The sequence below is a fragment of the Pseudarthrobacter sp. efr-133-R2A-89 genome (assembly GCF_030209315.1).
GTDB lineage: Bacteria > Actinomycetota > Actinomycetes > Actinomycetales > Micrococcaceae > Arthrobacter.
On sequence record NZ_JARVSE010000001.1, the window covers coordinates 229,173 to 247,435 of the forward strand.

Genomic DNA, 18,263 nt, shown 5'->3' on the forward strand with positions numbered 1-18,263 from the left:
TGCCAACACGCCAGAATGGATGGCAGTAATGAATTCGAAACAAAAAGATGGTTGGCTATTGGACATGTCAGACCTATTCCAGGATTACTCCGAGGCCGCGGGCCGCATCGGGGCCTACGACGAGATGTTCGCCCCCGGCCAGCAGGCCAGGGACTCGTACGGGCAGGTGGCGGACGCCCTCCGGAAGCTTTCGCTGGCGGACGTGAGTGCACGCGCTGACTCGATGGCCCGCACCTTCCTGGACCGCGGTGTCACGTTCGACTACGCGGGCGAGGAACGGCCCTTTCCGCTGGACATCGTTCCCCGTGTCATCCCCGCCGCCGAGTGGAGCGTCCTGGAACGAGGCGTCGCCCAGCGCGTGCGCGCCCTCGAGGCGTTCCTGAACGACGTCTACGACAAGATGACGGTGGTCTCCGACGGCGTCATCCCGCGCCAGCTCGTGACCACCAGTGCACACTTCCACCGCCAGGTCCACGGCTTTGAACCGGCCGGCGGGGTCCGGGTCCACATTTCCGGCATCGACGTCGTCCGCGACGCCGCCGGCACGTTCCGTGTCCTGGAGGACAACGTCCGTGTTCCCTCCGGCGTGAGCTATGTGTTGGAGAACCGGCGTGCGATGGCCAAGGGCCTGCCCGAAGCCTTCGGCCAGCAGCTCATCAGGCCCGTCGAGGAGTATCCCCGCCGGCTCCTCTCGGCCCTGCGCAAGACTGCACCGGCGGGCGTCGACGATCCCACCGTCGTCGTCCTTACCCCCGGCGTGTTCAACAGCGCCTACTTCGAACACACGCTCCTGGCCGGGCTCATGGGCGTGGAACTCGTGGAAGGCCGGGACCTCATCTGCCGCGGCAACCGCGTGTACATGCGCACCACCGCGGGCGAACAGCGCGTGGATGTCATCTACAAGCGGATCGACGACGACTTCCTGGACCCGCTGCAGTTCCGCTCCGATTCCATGCTCGGCTGCCCCGGCCTGGTCAACGCCGCCCGCGCCGGCGGGGTCACCATTGCCAATGCCGTGGGCAATGGCGTGGCGGACGACAAACTGGTTTACAGTTACGTCCCTGACCTGATCCGCTACTACCTCAGCGAGGAACCCATCATCGCGAACGTGGACACCTTCCGCCTCGAGGAGAAGGAGGCCAGGGAGTACACCCTGGACAACCTTGCCGAACTGGTGGTCAAACCGGTGGACGGGTCCGGCGGCAAGGGCCTGGTCATCGGCCCGGACGCTTCCAACGATGAACTGGACGCCCTCCGCCAGCGGATCATCGCGGATCCGCGCGGCTGGATCGCCCAGCCCGTGCTGCAGCTATCCACTGTTCCCACCCTCGGCGGGGACAAATTCGGCCCCCGGCACGTGGACCTGAGGCCCTTTGCCGTGAACGACGGCGAGAATGTCTGGGTGCTCCCCGGCGGGCTCACCCGGGTGGCGCTGAAGGAAGGGTCCCTGATCGTCAATTCAAGCCAGGGTGGCGGATCCAAGGACACCTGGGTCCTGGCAGATTCGCCACAGATGCCGGTGGAAACTGTTCCCCGCCAGTCGGTCACGGTCCGCGAACGGGTCTCCGTGTGGCCCGTGGAAAGCAACTGGCGGGACCGCCAGTCGGAGCAGCAGCAGTGAGCCGCGCCGCCGTCGCGCATTTTTCTTTCAACGTTCCGGACGCGCAGGAGGTAGCCGCGAATGCTTAGCCGAATTGCCGAGTCCTTGTTTTGGATCGGCCGCTATGTGGAGCGGGCGGACGGCACCGCCCGCATCCTCGACGTGCACCTGGAACGCCTGAACCACCTCCCCATGGAGGAACGACGCAGCGTTGCCCAGGAACTCCTGGCGGTGATGGGAGCCCGGCCGCAAAGCGAAGACTTTGGCCTGCCCGAACTGCTGCACGCCCTGGCCTACGACAAGACAAGCGCCACGTCCATCGCCGGGTCCCTCGGGGCAGCCCGGGAGAACGCCCGCCGTGCCCGGGAAACAGTCTCGTCCGGTTTGTGGGAGAGCCTGAACACGACATACTACGGGCTCAGCCAGCACCGCAAGGATGTGGTCGGCACCTACCGCTTCTGCAACTGGACCCTCGAGCGGACGGCCATGGTCAGCGGCCTGGCCGACACCACGGTCAGCCACGACGAAAGCTGGCTCTTCCTGGTCCTGGGCCGCTCCCTGGAACGCGCCGACATGACGGCCCGGATGCTGTCCACCCGAGACGTCCTCTCTGCGGGCATGTCCTGGGTTAACATGCTCCGCTGCGCCGGGGCCTACGAATCGTTCCTGCGGACCCGGCGGGCAGCGTTCGGCGACCAGCACGCGGCCGAGTTCCTACTCCTGGACCGGTTGTTCCCGCGGTCGATTGTCTACGCGCTGCGCGACGCCGACGAGTGCCTTGCCAAGCTGGATCCGTCCGCGCAGCGGGTTGGCTTCATCAACGACGCCCGTCGCATCGTTGGCCAGGCCCGGACCTTCCTCGAGTTCCACCGGACGGATGACCTCATGTCCGAACTGCCCGAGCACATGGAGCGGGTGCAGAAGGCCGTGTCCCAGGCCTCGGATGCCATTTCCCGTAAGTACTTCAATCAGGCGGACGAACTTGCCTGGGTGGGAGAAGTGTCATGACCCGGTTGAGCATCGTCCACAGGACGGCCTACAAGTACAACAAGCGGGTGACGCTGTCCTACAACGAAGCCCGGATGACGCCGCTGACGGACTCCCAGCAGGTAGTGCTGGAATCCGTGGTCAAGGTGTCCCCGTCGCAGGCAGCCGTCAGCACCTATCGTGACTACTGGGGCACCCGGGTGACGGCCTTTGACATGCAGATGCCCCATGAGCACCTCGAGGTGGTCTCCAACATCACCGTCGAGGTGCACCGGGCGGAAAAGATCCCCACCGACGCGGACATCGTGGGCTGGGACGTGCTTGCGTCGCCGGAGACCCTGAACACGTTCAGCGACTGGCTCCCGCAGTCCCGGCTGAGCGGCCCCGGTGAGGAAGTCCTGGGCATCGTTCCCGGCGTGGTGGCCGGCAAGAACCCGCACGAGGCGGCCATGGCGGTCTTTGCCTGGATGCGGGGCGAAATGACGTACATGTCCGGCTCCACCGCCGTCACCACCAACGCGGAAGAGGCCTGGGGCCAGCGCCAGGGTGTCTGCCAGGACCTGGCCCACCTTGCCATTGGTGCGCTGCGGAGCTGCGGCATTCCGGCCCGGTATGTCTCCGGTTACCTGCACCCTCGGTCCAGTGCCGGGATCGGCGAGACCGTCGCCGGGCAGTCGCACGCGTGGCTGGAATGGTGGGACGGGGACTGGCGCAGCTGGGACCCCACCAACCACAAGCCTGCCGGGGACTTCCACGTCACGGTGGCGCGGGGCCGCGACTACCGCGACGTGCCGCCACTGAAGGGCATCCTGTCCGGCGGTGGCGGGTCCGCCCTCAACGTGAGCGTCGAGATCACCCAGCTTGCCTGACCACGGCGCTCCCGGCCCTCGCGGCCGGGGGAGGGCCGGCGTCGTCCTATTCCGGAGCTGACCTGGCCGAACTGCTGATCTGCGTCCACCAGGTCATCGGATCGGTGACCTTGAAGCGGCGCCCGGTCATGGAGTCCGGGGTGACGCGCACGAACGCATCCTTCCGTCCCGCCTGCCAAGGGAAAAGGTAGAGGCGGGAGGTGTCGAGCACCTCTTCGGTGCTTGTGACCAGCGCGGCGGTCCCCTTGATCACCACGCTCCACGCCAGGCCCGTGGCCGGGTCCACGCCGTCTGCCTCCACGGCGACGGCAGCGTCCTCACCCGTAGCTGCGGAGAGCTTGGTGCCCTGGCCGGTGCGGAACACCAGCGTGCCGCCGTCCACTGTGTAGTTGACCGGGAAAATGTCCGGCCGCCCGTCCGCCAGCACGGCGAGCCTGCCCACGGAGACGGTCCGCAGCAATGCCCAGCAATCGTGGTGTTCCAGGTTCTCCACTTGGGTAGATGACTCGTTGCTCATGCCGTGAGCATACGCCCATCACCAGGGGCTGGGCTTGTAATCCTTGAGGAAGACACCGTACTGGTCCACACCGTTTTCGCCCATGACGATCGGGTCATAGACGCGGGCGGCGCCGTCCACCAGGTCCAGGGGAGCGTGGAAGCCTTCCTCCATAAGCCGGACCTTGGTGAAGTGGGGACGTTCGTCGGTGATCCACCCGGTGTCCACGGCGGTCATCAGGATCCCGTCGGTGTCCAGCATCTCCTGGGCGCTGGTGCGCGTCATCATGTTCAGCGCTGCCTTGGCCATGTTGGTGTGCGGGTGTCCCGGCCCCTTGTACGCCCGCGAGAACTGGCCTTCCATGGCGGAGACGTTCACGATGTACTTTCGTCGCGCTGTGGACCGTTTCATGGCCCCGCGAAGGCGGCTGACCAGCAGGAACGGGGCCGTGACGTTGCAGAGCTGGACTTCGAGCATTTCCAGAGGATCCACTTCGTCCACCACCTGGGTCCAGCTGTTGATGGTGGCCAGGTCCGGGACCAGCCCGCCGGCGTCGATGGCCGTCCCGGACGCAATCCGTTCCAGTGACGCCGAGCCGGTGGACAGGGCCAACGACGTGATCGCATCGCCGGCCAGGACCGGGTGTTCGGTGACGCTGCCGGCCAGGGCCAGGGGGTGCTTGTCATGGGCGTGGCCGAAGGTCAGCAGCTCGGGACCACCGTTGGCGTGTTCCAGGGCCGGGGGCAATGGCTCGTCCTCGGCATCCACCAGCGGCTTGTAGGCGTTCCCTGACCGGCGGACGGTCTGTGCCGCGTTGTTGATGATGATGTCCAGCGGCCCGGCCTCGTCCAGCGAATCGGTCAATGCCATCACCTGGGCCGGATCCCGGAGGTCGATGCCGACGATCCGGAGCCGGTGCAGCCAGTCGGCACTGTCCTCCATGGCGGCGAACCGGCGTGCGGCGTCCTTGGGGAAGCGGGTGGTGATGGTGGTATGGGCGCCGTCCCGGAGCAGGCGGAGGGCGATGTACATCCCGATCTTGGCGCGGCCGCCGGTGAGCAGCGCACGCCGGCCGGTGAGGTCGGTGCGTGCGTCGCGCTTGCTGTGGCTGAAGGCCGCGCATTCGGGGCAGAGCTGATGGTAAAAGGCATCCACCTGGGTGTAATGCTGCTTGCAGATGTAGCACGGGCGTGACCGGATGAGGTGGCCGGCGATGTTTCCGGTGGCGGACGGGGCCAGTTTGTTGCCGCGGGTTTCGTCGTCGATCCGGTCCGGGGCAGCGGTGGCGGTCTGGGCGATGACTGCCCGGTCGGCTTCGGCAATGGAATCGCGCTTGGTGACCCTGCGGTGGCGCTTGACGGCCTTGAACATCTTGCCGGTGGCGCGGCGCACCGAAACGTAGTCGGGGTGCTCCTCGTCGTACGCGTGGATCGTATTCAGGACCTTGAGGCAGGCCTGGATTTCCTCAGGGGTCAGATCGGGGGAGCTCATTAGCCAAATTTTACAGCGTACGGCGCGGGCCGGAGGACCGTCCAGGTGCTCCGGCCCGCGCCGCATGCTCTTGCCGTCAGTACTAGGTCAGGACACCCTGGCGCCGTCCGGTGAGGCCTGCGCCGCGGCGGCCGCGTGCGTCCCGGCCACCTTGCCCACGGTCTCGCGGACCTCGGGGTACTGGTCAGCCGCAGCCTTGACGGCGTTTGGCATGAGCCCCAGGTGTTGGGCGGCCAGCTGCCGTTCGTCGTCGCCGGGTTCCGGTACCTGCTGGCCTTTGGCCAGGACGGTGATGCCGGATTCGGTGACCTTGAAACCACGCGCCCGGTCCAAGTCCGGGTCCAGGCCGATGGCAGCCCCTGCAGGCACCTTGACGTTCTTGTCCAGGATGGCCCGGTTGATCACGGCGCCCGCTCCAACCTGAACCTTGTCCATCAGGACCGAGTCCGTGATCCTGGCGCTCGTGGCCACGTAGACGTCGTTGGAAAGGACGGAGCCTTCAACGATGCCGCCGGAGATGACCACGCCGCTGGCCACGATCGAGTCCAGGGCCGTTCCCACCGTGTTGTTGTCGCCCCGGACGAACTTCGCGGGCGGCGAGATGCTTTGCCGGGTGTAGATGGGCCACTCGGAGTTGTAGAGGTTGAACACCGGCATCGGGGAGATGAGGTCCATGTGGGCATCGTAGAAGGAGTCGATGGTGCCCACGTCGCGCCAGTAGGTGCGGTCACGGTCGGTGGAGCCGGGAATGTCGTTGAGCGTGAAGTCGTAGACACCGGCTTCGCCGCGGTTGACGAAGTAGGGGATGATGTCGCCGCCCATGTCGTGTTTGGTGTCCAGCCGTTCGGCATCCACATGCAGGGCTGCCACCAGGGCGTCGGCGTCGAATACGTAGTTGCCCATGGAGGCCAGGAACTGGGAGGGGTCCGCGGCCAGCCCGGGCGTGCTGGCCGGCTTTTCGACGAATGCGGCGATCTTCTGGGAGTCGTTCTGGTCCACTTCGATGACGCCGAACTGATCGGCCATGTGCAGCGGCTGCCGGACGGCCGCGACCGTGGCCTTGGCGCCGCTGTGGACGTGCTGGGCCACCATCTGGGCGAAGTCCATGCGGTAGACGTGGTCCGCGCCGACCACGACGACGATGTCGGGGTTGGCGTCATGGATGAGGTTCAGGGATTGGTAGATGGCGTTGGCGCTGCCAAGGAACCAGCTCTTGCCCACGCGCTGCTGGGCGGGAACGGAAGCGATGTAGTTGCCCAACTGGGTGGACATGCGCCAGGTCTCGGAGATGTGGCGGTCAAGGCTGTGCGACTTGTACTGGGTCAGGACGACGATCTGCAGGTAGCGGGAATTCACAAGGTTGGATAACGCGAAATCGATAAGGCGGTAGCTGCCGGCAAAGGGCACGGCGGGTTTGGCCCGGTCTGCCGTCAGTGGCATCAGCCTGTTTCCCTCGCCGCCTGCGAGGACAATGGCCAGGACTTTCTTATTTAACGGCATGGTGGTCGCTCCTGTACGCCTTCGTAACTCCCAAGACAGTCCGGTGCACCCGGACTCCTTCACACTAGAACAGTTATGCGTGAAGGACTACCTTGGGTCTTGTGCGTATAGACATTGTGACTAAAGAGTTTCCGCCGGAGATCTACGGTGGCGCCGGGGTGCACGTCGCCGAATTGAGCAGGGTGCTTAGTAAGCATGTTGACCTGCAGGTTCGTGCTTTCGGGGCGCCGCGGGACGCTGACTACCACGGGGCGGCGGTGACGTCCTACCAGGTACCGGAGGACCTCGGCGGGGCCAATGCCGCGGTCCAGACCCTGGGCGTGGACCTCCGCATCGTGCCGGATGTCCAAGGCGCCGACGTTGTCCATTCGCACACCTGGTACGCCAACATGGCGGGGCATCTGGCGTCGCTGCTTCACGGAATTCCGCACGTTCTCAGTGCCCACAGCCTCGAGCCGCTGCGTCCTTGGAAGGCTGAGCAACTCGGCGGTGGCTACGCCCTTTCGTCCTGGGTGGAGAAGACGGCTTACGAAGCTGCGGCCGCCATCATCGCCGTTTCGGAGGGCATGCGGCAGGACATCCTGCGCAGCTACCCCAACGTGGACCCGGAGAAGGTCCGGGTGGTCCACAACGGCATCGATGTTGCGCTGTGGCAGCGTGACGAGAATGACGACGCCGTCCGCGCCCTGGGCATCGATCCAGCCAAACCAAGCGTCGTTTTTGTGGGAAGAAACACGCGGCAAAAGGGCGTCCCCTACCTCCTGCGGGCCGCCGCGAAGCTTCCCGCCGACGTTCAGCTGGTCCTGTGCCTGGGCGCGGCGGACACCCCCGAGCTGGCAGCGGAAACCGCCGCACTGATCGAGGACCTGCAGAAGCAGCGCACGGGCGTTGTCCTCATCGAGCGGATGCTGCCGCGCCATGAGCTGATCCAGGTGCTCAGCCACGCCACAGCGTTCGCGTGCCCCTCCATCTACGAACCCCTCGGGATCGTCAACCTTGAGGCGATGGCCTGTGGGGCAGCCGTGGTGGCCAGCGCCACCGGCGGCATCCCCGAGGTGGTGGAGCATGGCAGGACCGGGCTCCTGGTGGACCTGGAGCAGGTGACCGACGGTACCGGAACGCCGCTGGATCCGGAGAAGTTCGTCAAGGAGTTCGCGGCAGCCCTCACCGAGGTGGTGTCAGATCCCGAGCGTGCCCGCGCCATGGGACAGGCCGGCCGGGAACGTGCCGAAAAGCACTTCTCCTGGGAATCCATCACCGAAACCACCCTTGAGGTCTACCGTTCGGTGCTGCCTGCCACCAGCTGAGCGTCCCTGCAGCAGAAACGACGACGGCGCCGCTCCCCGTGGAAGGGAGTGGCGCCGTCGTCATTAGGTCACCCGCGGGGCGGCGTGTGGGTCTCAGCCCTTGCGCCCGGCCGCGGTCTTCGCGATCAGCACCTTCTCGTCCACCGGAGCCTGGCCGCTGGCACGCTCGCTGCGGAAGTGCGCACGGGCCTCGTCCTGGCGCAACTTTTCGGCACCCGTGGCGATGGCGGCGCGGACGTGATCTTCCCCGTAGCCGAAGGCGTCCACCAGGTCCACGGCGTGGGGACGGATTTTCTCCAGCAGCCGGTTGATGTAGCCGCCCACGGTTCGGGCCCGCTGCATGGAGAGGCGGCCGTTCATGAGGTACCAGGACAGGTTCTTCTCGATCAGTGACAGGCCGAAGAGGTCCCGCAGCCAGGTCAGTACCGTCCGGGTGCCCGGGTCGGTCACCTGCTGGAGCGCCTCGGTGAAGGCCTCCCACTGCAGCAGCTCGGCATGTGCCTGGGCGGCGTCGATGAGTTCGTTTTGGTGCCGGTTGAACAGTGCGGCGCCCTTGTCCTGCGGGAGCCGCTTGCTGCCCTTGAGCGCAGCACCGGCCTCGGCCACCATGGTCTGCACCCTGTCGGTCAGGAGCGCGCGCTGGCCTTCCTCGTCGCGGAGGGCGATCGCAGCCTTCTGGACCGACCCGGTGTCCGCCACGAACTGCGCCACCTGGCGCAGGCCTGTGCGGTGGACCGCGGCGCCGGCCGCCTGGTTCACCACGTAGCGGGCCAGCACGCCGAAGTCCACGTTCCGGAACTCCTTGGCGTAGTCGGCGAGCAGGCGCTTGGCCACAAGCTGCAGCAGCACGGTGTTGTCGCCCTCGAACGTGGCATAGACGTCGAGGTCGGCCCGGAGCGAGGCGAACCGGTTCTCGATCAGGAACCCGGCACCGCCGCAAGCCTCCCGGCACTCCTGCAGGGTGTCCAGCGCGTGCCAGGTGCTCAGCGGCTTAAGTGCCGCGGCCAGGGTTTCGAGGTCCTGGCGGTCCGCGTCGGTGTCATGCGCGCCGGAGAAGACGTCGTCGAACTTCTGCAGCAGCTGTTCGTGGGCAAAGCCGGCTGCATAGGTGGTGGCCAGGCGGGTGAAGAGCCTCCGCTGGTGCCGCTGGTAGTCCAGCAGGACTTCCTCGTCCGTGTGGGATGAAGCGTTGAACTGGCGGCGTTCGGTGGCGTACTGGATGGCCGCCTTCAACGCCAGCTTGGACGCGGCAACGGCAGCGCCGTCCAGGGACACGCGGCCTTGGACCAGCGTTCCCAGCATCGTGAAGAAGCGGCGGCCGGGACTGGCAATGGGGGAGGTATAGGTCCCGTCGGCGTCCACGTTGCCGTACCGGTTCAGGAGGTTGGTGCGCGGGACGCGGACGTTGGTGAAGTGCAGGCGGCCGTTGTCGATCCCGTTCAGGCCGCCCTTGATGCCATCATCCTCGCCGCCGATGCCGGGCAGGAACTCCTTGGTGTCCGGGTCCCGGAGGTCTACATAGAGTGCGTGGACGCCGTGGTTGACGCCCTTGGTGACAAGCTGGGCGAACACCACTGCTCCCAATCCATCCGTGGCAGCGTTGCCGATGTAGTCCTTCCACGCTGCACGGAACGGGGTGTGGATAATGAACTCTTCGGTATCCGGGTCATAGGTGGCCGTGGTGGCGATGCTGGCAACATCCGAACCGTGGCCCGTCTCCGTCATGGCGAAGCAGCCGGGGATGGCCAGGCTCATGATGCCCGGCAGCCACTTGGCGTGGTGTTCAGCCGTGCCCAGGTGCATGACGGCCGATCCGAACAGCCCCCATTGGACCCCGGCCTTGATCTGCAGGGAAGGGTCCGCCACCACCAGTTCCTCGAACCCGGCGATGTTTCCGCCGTGGTCGTCGGAGCCGCCCAGTTCCGCCGGGAAAGCGCGGTGGACGGCGTTGTTGTCCACGAGGTATTGCAGCTGGCCGAAAACCCGCTCACGGTGGTCCGTATGTGTCAGGCCCTCAACCTTGTGCAGTTCCGGCCGTGCAGCCAGGTCCCGGGCCTGGAGCCGGACATCGGCCCACTTCCCCAGGAGCTGCCGGCCCAGGGCCGCGACGTCGACGGCGGGTGCAGGGGTGTCGGCTACGGGGTTGGCTGCCGGGGTTGCCGGGGAGCGGAGCCCTTTTCGGGCGGTGCGGTCCACTACGTCAGTCATGTCACAGTCCTTCTTTGGCGGATAACTTGGTGGTCGGTGGGGCGGGGGTGAGTTCGGGTGCTATGCCAACACACAGCCATGCCGTGATGTGGCGGGCCATGGTTTCCTGGCTGGGCTTGGTAGGGGAGTCAGGTGTGCTGAGCCATTGCTCGCCGGCGTTCCGTACCAGGCCGATCGCGGCCCGGGGCCAAAACCCGATGACGGTTTCCCCTACATCACCCAGATGGGAGCGCATGGGCGCAGCGATCATGTCCGCGATGGCATCGAAGAAGTGGCCCAGGGCGCCGGCCGCCGTCGCGGGAGACGTGGGTCCCGTGGGCTCGGTGGGGGCGTAGCTGGTGACGAATGCATAGACGCTGGGGCTGGTGTCCGCCATCTGCAGGTAGGCCGAGACCATCGCGAGCAGGCCTTCCCGCGGCGTCACGGCACTCTGCGCGGCTTCCTTGATGCGGTTCTGCATCTGGCTAAGGACCACTTCCCCCACCGCCTGTTGCAGGCCGGCTTTGTCCCCGAAGTAGCGGTAGAACACGGACTTGGAGGTCCCGGCTGCCGTGGCGATCTCCTCCATGGACGCATCGCTCCCGAGGGCGTGGACCGCCCTGCGGGCCTGCTTGATCAGCTCCCGGCGGCGTTCCTCGCGGTGGCTCTGCCAGCGTGCCGAGCGGCCGTCTGAACTGGCGGCAGGCGGGAGCTCAACGGTGAGCGGAAGGCTGGAAGTGTGGAAGTTCACGATACCCAGCGTATCAGGTACGCTGGGTATCGGTAACCGCATGTGAGCAGAGGAGCCACCCATGTCCATCGACGGACAGTCCACGCCAGCACCTGACGAATCAGTTCGACCAGCAGTTTCCGCGCCGCGCAGGGCGGTGATTGTGGGCGGCAACAGGATTCCCTTCGCGCGCGCCGGCGGCGCCTACGCAAAGTCCTCCAACCAGGACATGCTGACCGCGGCCCTTGATGGCCTGATCGCACGCTTCGGCCTCCAGGACGAACGGATCGGGCAAGTTGCCGCAGGAGCCGTCCTGAAGCACTCCAGGGACTTCAACCTCACCCGGGAAGCCGTCCTGGGGTCTGCACTGTCCGCCGAAACCCCCGTGTACGACCTCCAGCAGGCATGCGCCACCGGGCTCGAGACCGTGGTGGGGCTGGCCAACAAGATCAAGCTGGGACAGATCGATTCCGCCATCGCCGGCGGCGTGGATTCAGCCTCTGACGCTCCCGTGGTGGTCAGCGAGGGGCTCCGCGACATCATCCTCGACCTCAACCGCGCCAAGTCGCTTCCGCAGCGGCTCCAGATCCTGAGCCGCCTCCGGCCGAAGGACCTGGCGCCACTGGCACCCGGTACCGCGGAACCGCGAACCGGCCTGTCCATGGGGGAGCACCAGGCACTGACCACTGCGCAATGGCAGATTTCCCGCGAAGCGCAGGACGAACTGGCCCTGAACAGCCACCGGAACCTCGCAGCCGCCTATGATTCAGGCTTCTTCGATGACCTGCTCACTCCCTACCGAGGACTAACGAGGGACGCCAACCTCCGCGCTGATACCTCCATGGAAAAACTGGCATCGCTGAAGCCGGTGTTCGGCAGGAACCTGGGCGCCGGCGCCACCATGACAGCAGGCAACTCCACCCCGTTGACCGACGGCGCCTCGACCGTCCTTCTTGCCTCCGACGACTGGGCCGATGCCCGCGACCTGCCCAAACTCGCCGCCGTGGTGGACGCCGAAGCGGCAGCGGTGGACTTTGTGCACGGCAAGGACGGCCTGCTGATGGCCCCGGTCTTCGCTGTGCCGCGGCTCCTCGCCAGGCAGAACCTGACACTGGCGGACTTCGACTTCTTCGAAATCCATGAGGCCTTCGCCGCCACGGTCCTCAGCACGCTGGCCGCATGGGAGGACGAGGAATTCTGCCGGGCACGGCTCGGGCTCGACGGCGCGTTCGGCAGCGTCGACCGTTCGCGCCTCAACGTCAACGGATCTTCACTGGCGGCTGGTCATCCCTTTGCCGCCACGGGCGGACGGATCGTGGGTTCGCTGGCCAAGATGCTGCACGCCAAGGCGCGCGCGGAGGGCCGGCCCGTCCGCGGCCTGGTGTCTGTATGCGCGGCCGGCGGCCAGGGCGTCGTCGCGATCCTGGAATCGGTGTAAGGGGAAGTCATGACGGATACGTACACCCAGTTGGTCAACAGCGGCCCGGGCCGCAACATGGCCAGGAAGCTCGGACTCCCGCAGCCCGCAGTGCTCCGCCGCTACCAGCCGGGACAGCCATTGGTCGTTGGCCCGGTGGTCGTCGTCGGAAGCAGTCCTGGGGCGGACAGCCTCGCCACAGAACTGTTGTCGTGGGACCTCGATGTCCGCAGGCATGCAGTTCCAGCCGAAAAGCTGGGCGCCATCATCCTGGTCCTCGACGAGCTGGAGCATCCGGCGGACCTGGAACAGCCCGTACTCTCCGCAGCAGGTTCGTTGCGGGACCTGCGGACCAGCGGCCGCGTCATTACGGTGTCCCGGCCCGCAGCCGACGCTCCTTCCCCAGCGGCAGCGGCTGCCCGCCAGGGAGTCGATGGTTTCCTGCGTTCCCTGGCCAAAGAGCTGCGGGCCGGCGCCACGGCCAACGGTGTCCTCCTCTCGGACGGCACCACCACCGTGAGTCCCAGCGCCCTGGGCGCCATCAGGTTCTTCCTTTCGAGCCGATCGGCATTCGTGGACGGGCAGTTCCTGAAGGTCTCTTCGCTGGACGGTGCGCTTCCCGCCAACACGGACAGGCCGCTGGAGGGCAAGGTCGCTGTGGTGACTGGCGCTGCCAGGGGTATCGGCGCCGAGATTGCCCGGACGCTGCACCGCGACGGTGCCACGCTGGTCCTGGTCGACATTCCGGCCGCAGGGGACCAGCTGGCGGCCGTGGCCAACGAGGTGAGGGGTACGGCGCTGCAGCTGGACATCAGCGGCGCCGACGCCGGAGCGCGGATCCTTGAGCATGCGGCGCAACGTCATGGCCGCCTTGACATCGTGGTGCATAATGCCGGGATCACCCGGGACAAACTGCTGGCCAACATGGACCACGCCCGGTGGAACTCGGTCATCAACATCAACATCGCCGCCCAGCTTCGGATCAACGAAGCCCTCCTCGCCGCGGACCACTTCCGCCCGTCACCGCGGATCGTGTCAGTCGCCTCCACCAGTGGCGTGGCCGGCAACAGGGGCCAAACCAACTACGCCGCCTCAAAAGCCGGCGTGATGGGAATGGTGCGGGCCACCGCGCCGCTGCTCGCCGCCAACGGCGGCACCATCAACGCCGTCGCGCCCGGGTTCATTGAAACCGAGATGACCGCGCGGATCCCTTTTGCGGTCCGTGAAGTGGCGCGCAGGCTCAACTCGCTCCAGCAGGGAGGCCGTCCCACGGACGTGGCGGAAACCATCGCCTTCCTGGCCAGCGACGCCGCGGGTGGAATCAACGGGGAGGTGCTGAGGGTGTGCGGTCAGAACCTGGTGGGGGCATGACACTCCAGCAACCAGTGATCCTGGCGGAGATGCCCTCGCTGTCCAAGCTGTACGTCAACGCCGCCGCCCAGGCAGCACGTCGCAGGCTCCTGGGAACGCATGACTCCGCTGATCTTCCGGCCGAGAGCCACGAAGTCAGGGGCGTCACCGTGGACGTTGGAAACCTCACCGCCTATCAGCACCTGATCGGAGAGACCGCCAGCGACGTCCTGCCTGCCGGCTTCATCCATGCCCTGGCCTTCCCCCTCGCCATGAGCGTCATGAACCGGGACGACTTCCCGCTGCCGCTGCTGGGGATGATCCACCTGCGCAACAGCGTTGAGCAGAGAACGCCGCTGGTCTTCACGGACGTGCTTGACATGACCGCCAGGGTGGAAAACCTTCGAGGCCACCGGGCAGGGACGCAGGTGGACGTCGTGGCTGAGGTGCGACGCGCTGGCTCAGCGGACATTCACTGGCGCGGAGTTTCCACCTACCTGGCCAAGGGGTTGTTCCTTCCCGGCATCGACAAACCGACCGCCCCCGCGCCGAAACCGGAATTCACTGCTCCGGCGCCGACGGCCCTGTGGCACTTGGGGGTGGATACCGGTCGGGCGTACGCCGCCGTGTCCGGTGACTTCAATCCAATCCACCTGAGCGTGCTCTCTGCCAAGGCGTTGGGGATGCGGCGGTCGATCGCCCACGGGATGTACCTCGCCTCGAGGGCGCTCGCCGACGTCGGTCCCGCCCGGGGCGATTCCTTCAGCTGGGACGTGGAGTTTGAAGCTCCGGTTTTCCTGCCTTGCCGCGTGGCTTTGGAGATCAGTACGGACCAGGCCTCGTCCGGTGCGTGGAAACATTCGCGCTATGTGGCATGGAACCCACGCTCGGGGCGGCGCCACTTCCACGGCACTGTCTCAGCGCTTTAGGCGCTGAGACGCCGGCCGGCTCAGTCCTTCGGCTGAGCGGCGCGCAGGATGCGGTGCAAGCTCAGGAGGACCGATTCGGAGGCCGGTACGGTGCCCTCCTCGGCCTGCCTGGCGGTGGTGGCGGCCATGCAGGCTTCCACCGCCGCCTTGGCGGCGGCGTACCGGTCGTGGCGACCGTTGTATTCACCCTCGTCGTCGGTGGACAGCAGCTCCCCGGTCGCCGTGATGGCGTGGGCCAGCGGTTCGTTGTCTTCGGGGGGAATCTCGTACGGCAGGTCGCTGTTCCAGATCACGTCGGATAGAACATCGGTCATGTCCTGGATATGGAATGTCACCTGCTCCAGGTTCTGCAACTCGCGGTAGTCCTGGTCGATGTCCCTTGGGTGCAGCTTTCGCCGCGGGTTGGCGCGCCGGCTGGCATCAGCTTCCTTGACCAGGTGGCGCACCGACCTTGCCGCGTCGGACAGCTCTTCCGACCTGCGGGACCATTCCTCGTGTTCGGGCGGCCACTTCTCCGTCAGGGCCGCCCCCATGTCGGTCAGTTGCCTGCCAAGGGCGCGCCTGAGTTCCGCCAGGCTGGTGGCGGCCGCGTTCAGGTGCAGGGGTGGGAAGATCAGGAAGTTCACGGCGATGCCCACTGCCACTCCGGCGGCCATTTGCAGGAGGTAGCCGTAGGAAAAATCCTCGGCGTTCCTGCCGCCGACCAGCAGCACCAGGAGCGCAGCCGTTGGAATCCAGTCACTGCCGGAGCCGATGCCGGGCAGCCCTCCCAACAGCACTCCGACGCCCATGAAGAGAGCCACCGTCAGCGGTGAGGGATCGGAAATGCTGACCAGGATGAACGCCAAACCGATCCCCACCGCCAAACCTGCGATGGCCTGGAGTCCGTTCCGCACCGAGCCCGCGACGTTGCGGTACATGGCAACGAGGGCGCCCAGCGGCGCGTAGTAGGTGTAGTGCGAAGCCGCCCCCGGCATCAGCGGAGCGATGGTGAAGGCCAGGCCCGCTGCGAGCGCAGCTTTCGCCGCCAGCTGCAGCCGTTGTGCTGCAAAGGCGGCGGAAATTCCTTCCACCGATTGTTTGAGAAGTTGGGTCCCCCGAGCCCACCGTGCATCCGGTCGTGCTTGAGTATTGCCCATCCGGCCACAGTAGGGCCGGCATCCCGTCAGGACAAGCCGGCCGCGGAACGCCGCACTTCGGAAGCCAGCCGGTGGGCCCTGCCCGGGGTCCGCCCTTCCTCCTGGCGGCGGGGGATATAGCCGAAGCCAAGGGCGTAGGAGGGATCCGCAAAGCCAAGGGCGGCGTTCGCTCCCTCATGGCCGAATGCGCGGTGGCTGCCGAAGTTCCTGGACGGGTGCGGTTTCATGAAGACGACGGCGAACGCGTTGTCGAGCCCGGAGGACCGGTCAAGGCCCCACACCTGTTCCCGTGACATTGCTTCGATGGTTGTGGCCGCGAGGAAGGGACGGTCGCCATCGACGCCGGTGGTTGCGGCGGCGTAAAGGCGGGCCAGCCCCTCGGCGGATCCCACTCCTCCGGCCGCGGACATGCCTGCTGCGCGGACTGCGCGGATGTTCGGCAGCTCCATGATGGTGCTGACGGGTGCGTTGCCGTTGATGCCCTCGAGGCTGAGCGGGTCCACCCATCCCTGATCGGGGGTGTCCTGATAGAGGACGTCCCGGTACCGCGGTTCCAGTTCTTCCGGCAGGCCGAGGAAGAAGTCCACGCCGTGGGGCGCGCGGATCCTGGCTTCGTAGACAGCCTGCAATGGCTCGCCGGCGGTGCGGCGGCACAGTTCCTCCATCAGAATTCCAATGGTGAGGGCGTGGTATCCGAACTGCCGCCCCGGCTCCCAGAGGGGCGATGACGCGGCGAGCCGCGCCGCAGCCTCGGGCGTGGTGAATTCGGCGAGCCCGAACCCGCCGTCGATACCCAATAGTCCGGCCTGATGGGACAGGGCTTCGCGGACCAGCAGCCTGTCCTTGCCGTGGGCGGCGAACTCCGGCCAGTAGTGGGCTACCGGACGGTCCAGATCGAGGAGGCCGTCCTGGACCAGCAATGCGATGACCATCGCACCGACGCCCTTTGAACAGGAGTACGCCCCCGTCAGGGTGTCCGGCGCCATGTCAGGGCCTCCGGTCAGCCGGACCACCTGCCGGGATCCCTGGTAGGCCGCCACCTGTGCACTGTACCGGGGGTCCTCAGCGAGCAGGGTCTCGAACAAGGCCAGCACGTTCTCGTAGCCGGGGGCGACGAAGCCAAGGGAAGTCTGCATGCCTCCCAGCATAAGGGAAAGCGATTTCCTGCCCGGGGCTTTCCAGACTAGCCCATGGCTCCGTGTCCGGCAGCCACTTCTTCGCCCGGCCGTACCGGACCCGGCGGCGTGCCGTCTCCGAAGGGCCGGCCGCCAAGCGCTTCGCGGCCATGCGGGGTCAGCCAGCCGGACAGGTCCGGCCCCTTCGGTACGATCCCGGTGGGGTTGATGTCCTCGTGGACGATGTAGTAATGCTGCTTGATCTGGACGAAGTCGGTGGTGTCACCGAATCCCGGCGTTTGGAACAGGTCCCGGGCGTAGCCCCAGAGCGCGGGCATCTCGCTGAGCTTTTGCCGGTTGCACTTGAAGTGGCCGTGATAGACGGCGTCGAAGCGGGCCAGCGTGGTGAAGAGCCTGACGTCCGCCTCGGTGATGGTATCGCCGACCAGGTACCGCTGCCGTGAGAGTCGCTCTTCGAGCCAGTCCAGGGCCGTCCAGAGCCGGTCATACGCGGCGTCGTAGGCCTCCTGCGAACCGGCGAAACCGCAGCGGTAGACGCCGTTGTTGACTTCGGTGAAGACGCGCTTGTTGACCCGGTCGATCTCGACGCGGAGGTGCTCCGGGTACAGTTTCGGTGCGCCGGGCCGGTGGAAAGCCGTCCATTCGGTGGAAAAGTCGAGGGTAATCTGCGGGAAGTTGTTGGTCACGACCTTCCCGGTAGGAATATCCACGATGGCGGGGACGGTGATGCCCCGGGGATAGCCCGGGAAACGCTTGAAATAGGCCTCTTGGATGCGCTCGATTCCCAAGACGGGATCGACACCGCCGGGATCGAGGTCGAAAGTCCAGGACCGGGCATCATGGGTAGGCCCGGGCTGGCCCAGTGAGATGGCGTCTTCCAGGCCCAGCAGCCTGCGGACTATGACGGTCCGGTTGGCCCACGGGCATGCCCTGGCGGCAATGAGCCGGTACCGGCCCGCTTCTACCGGCCAGCCTGGTTCACCGTTGCTGCCGGAAGCGGCATCCCTGGTAATGCGGTCTTCGATGTAGTTGGTGTCACGGGTGAACTCCGCGCCGCCTGTCACATAAGCGCCTCGGGTGCTGTGGTCCGTCCCTGTGGGAGTGCTGTCGGTTTCCTGGCTCATA

The 18,263-nt window shown here is 66.4% G+C and carries 15 protein-coding genes; 7 read left to right on the plus strand and 8 right to left on the minus strand.

The window, feature by feature from the left end; translation table 11 throughout:
- Positions 1–64: 64 nt before the first annotated feature.
- The 3 genes from QRM95_RS01045 to QRM95_RS01055 are packed head-to-tail and all read left to right on the plus strand — an operon-like array spanning position 65 to position 3,456.
- Positions 65–1,621, plus strand: coding sequence for a circularly permuted type 2 ATP-grasp protein (locus QRM95_RS01045; protein WP_285246068.1), 1,557 nt, complete (start codon positions 65–67; stop codon positions 1,619–1,621).
- 60 nt (positions 1,622–1,681) lie between these two features.
- Positions 1,682–2,608: an alpha-E domain-containing protein gene (locus QRM95_RS01050; protein WP_018761308.1), complete on the plus strand. Its 927-nt coding sequence runs from the start codon at positions 1,682–1,684 to the stop codon at positions 2,606–2,608.
- Complete coding sequence (locus QRM95_RS01055; protein WP_285246069.1) at positions 2,605–3,456, plus strand: transglutaminase family protein; 852 nt, start codon at positions 2,605–2,607, stop codon at positions 3,454–3,456. The genes QRM95_RS01050 and QRM95_RS01055 overlap by 4 nt, the downstream gene beginning before the upstream one ends.
- 46 nt (positions 3,457–3,502) lie before the next feature.
- Here the strand turns inward: QRM95_RS01055 and QRM95_RS01060 are convergent, their stop codons facing one another.
- From QRM95_RS01060 to glgC, 3 genes are all read right to left on the minus strand, one after another.
- Positions 3,503–3,973 carry a pyridoxamine 5'-phosphate oxidase family protein gene (locus QRM95_RS01060; RefSeq protein ID WP_285246070.1) on the minus strand — a complete coding sequence of 157 codons (471 nt, stop codon included), beginning with the start codon at positions 3,971–3,973 and terminating at the stop codon, positions 3,503–3,505.
- An 18-nt stretch (positions 3,974–3,991) separates the two neighbouring features.
- Positions 3,992–5,443, minus strand: coding sequence for an SDR family NAD(P)-dependent oxidoreductase (locus QRM95_RS01065; RefSeq protein WP_285246071.1), 1,452 nt, complete (start codon positions 5,441–5,443; stop codon positions 3,992–3,994).
- Positions 5,444–5,530: 87 nt separating this feature from the next.
- The gene (gene glgC, locus QRM95_RS01070) at positions 5,531–6,943 is read right to left on the minus strand and encodes a glucose-1-phosphate adenylyltransferase (protein WP_133831540.1); all 1,413 of its coding nucleotides are present in this window, start codon (positions 6,941–6,943) and stop codon (positions 5,531–5,533) included.
- Positions 6,944–7,044: 101 nt separating this feature from the next.
- Here glgC and glgA point away from each other — a divergent pair, with 101 nt between their 5' ends.
- Positions 7,045–8,250: a glycogen synthase gene (gene glgA / locus QRM95_RS01075; protein ID WP_285246072.1), complete on the plus strand. Its 1,206-nt coding sequence runs from the start codon at positions 7,045–7,047 to the stop codon at positions 8,248–8,250.
- A 93-nt stretch (positions 8,251–8,343) separates the two neighbouring features.
- On the opposite strand, the gene QRM95_RS01080 is transcribed toward glgA, so the two are convergent.
- Together QRM95_RS01080 and QRM95_RS01085 are read right to left on the minus strand one after the other, a co-directional pair.
- Positions 8,344–10,458, minus strand: a complete 2,115-nt coding sequence (locus QRM95_RS01080) for an acyl-CoA dehydrogenase family protein (protein ID WP_285246073.1) — start codon at positions 10,456–10,458, stop codon at positions 8,344–8,346.
- A 1-nt stretch (position 10,459) separates the two neighbouring features.
- On the minus strand, positions 10,460–11,188 hold the full coding sequence (locus QRM95_RS01085; protein ID WP_285246074.1) for a TetR/AcrR family transcriptional regulator: 729 nt from the start codon (positions 11,186–11,188) through the stop codon (positions 10,460–10,462).
- 61 nt (positions 11,189–11,249) lie between these two features.
- On the opposite strand from QRM95_RS01085, the gene QRM95_RS01090 reads away from it, so the two are divergent.
- The 3 genes from QRM95_RS01090 to QRM95_RS01100 are packed head-to-tail and all read left to right on the plus strand — an operon-like array spanning position 11,250 to position 14,863.
- Positions 11,250–12,605, plus strand: coding sequence for an acetyl-CoA C-acetyltransferase (locus QRM95_RS01090; protein WP_285246075.1), 1,356 nt, complete (start codon positions 11,250–11,252; stop codon positions 12,603–12,605).
- Between the two features lie 9 nt (positions 12,606–12,614).
- The gene (locus tag QRM95_RS01095; RefSeq protein ID WP_285246076.1) at positions 12,615–13,955 is read left to right on the plus strand and encodes a 3-oxoacyl-ACP reductase; all 1,341 of its coding nucleotides are present in this window, start codon (positions 12,615–12,617) and stop codon (positions 13,953–13,955) included.
- Positions 13,952–14,863, plus strand: coding sequence for a MaoC family dehydratase (locus tag QRM95_RS01100; protein ID WP_285246077.1), 912 nt, complete (start codon positions 13,952–13,954; stop codon positions 14,861–14,863). The genes QRM95_RS01095 and QRM95_RS01100 overlap by 4 nt, the downstream gene beginning before the upstream one ends.
- A 20-nt stretch (positions 14,864–14,883) precedes the next feature.
- Here the strand turns inward: QRM95_RS01100 and QRM95_RS01105 are convergent, their stop codons facing one another.
- The 3 genes from QRM95_RS01105 to QRM95_RS01115 form a co-directional block, all read right to left on the minus strand.
- The gene (locus QRM95_RS01105; protein ID WP_285246078.1) at positions 14,884–15,936 is read right to left on the minus strand and encodes an FUSC family protein; all 1,053 of its coding nucleotides are present in this window, start codon (positions 15,934–15,936) and stop codon (positions 14,884–14,886) included.
- A gap of 92 nt (positions 15,937–16,028) precedes the next feature.
- A complete protein-coding gene (locus QRM95_RS01110; RefSeq protein ID WP_285246079.1) occupies positions 16,029–17,138 on the minus strand; it encodes a serine hydrolase domain-containing protein in 1,110 nt (369 codons plus the stop codon).
- A gap of 47 nt (positions 17,139–17,185) precedes the next feature.
- Positions 17,186–18,262 (minus strand): glutathione S-transferase family protein, encoded by a 1,077-nt coding sequence (locus QRM95_RS01115; RefSeq protein ID WP_285246080.1) that lies wholly within the window; start codon positions 18,260–18,262, stop codon positions 17,186–17,188.
- Position 18,263 lies beyond the last annotated feature (1 nt).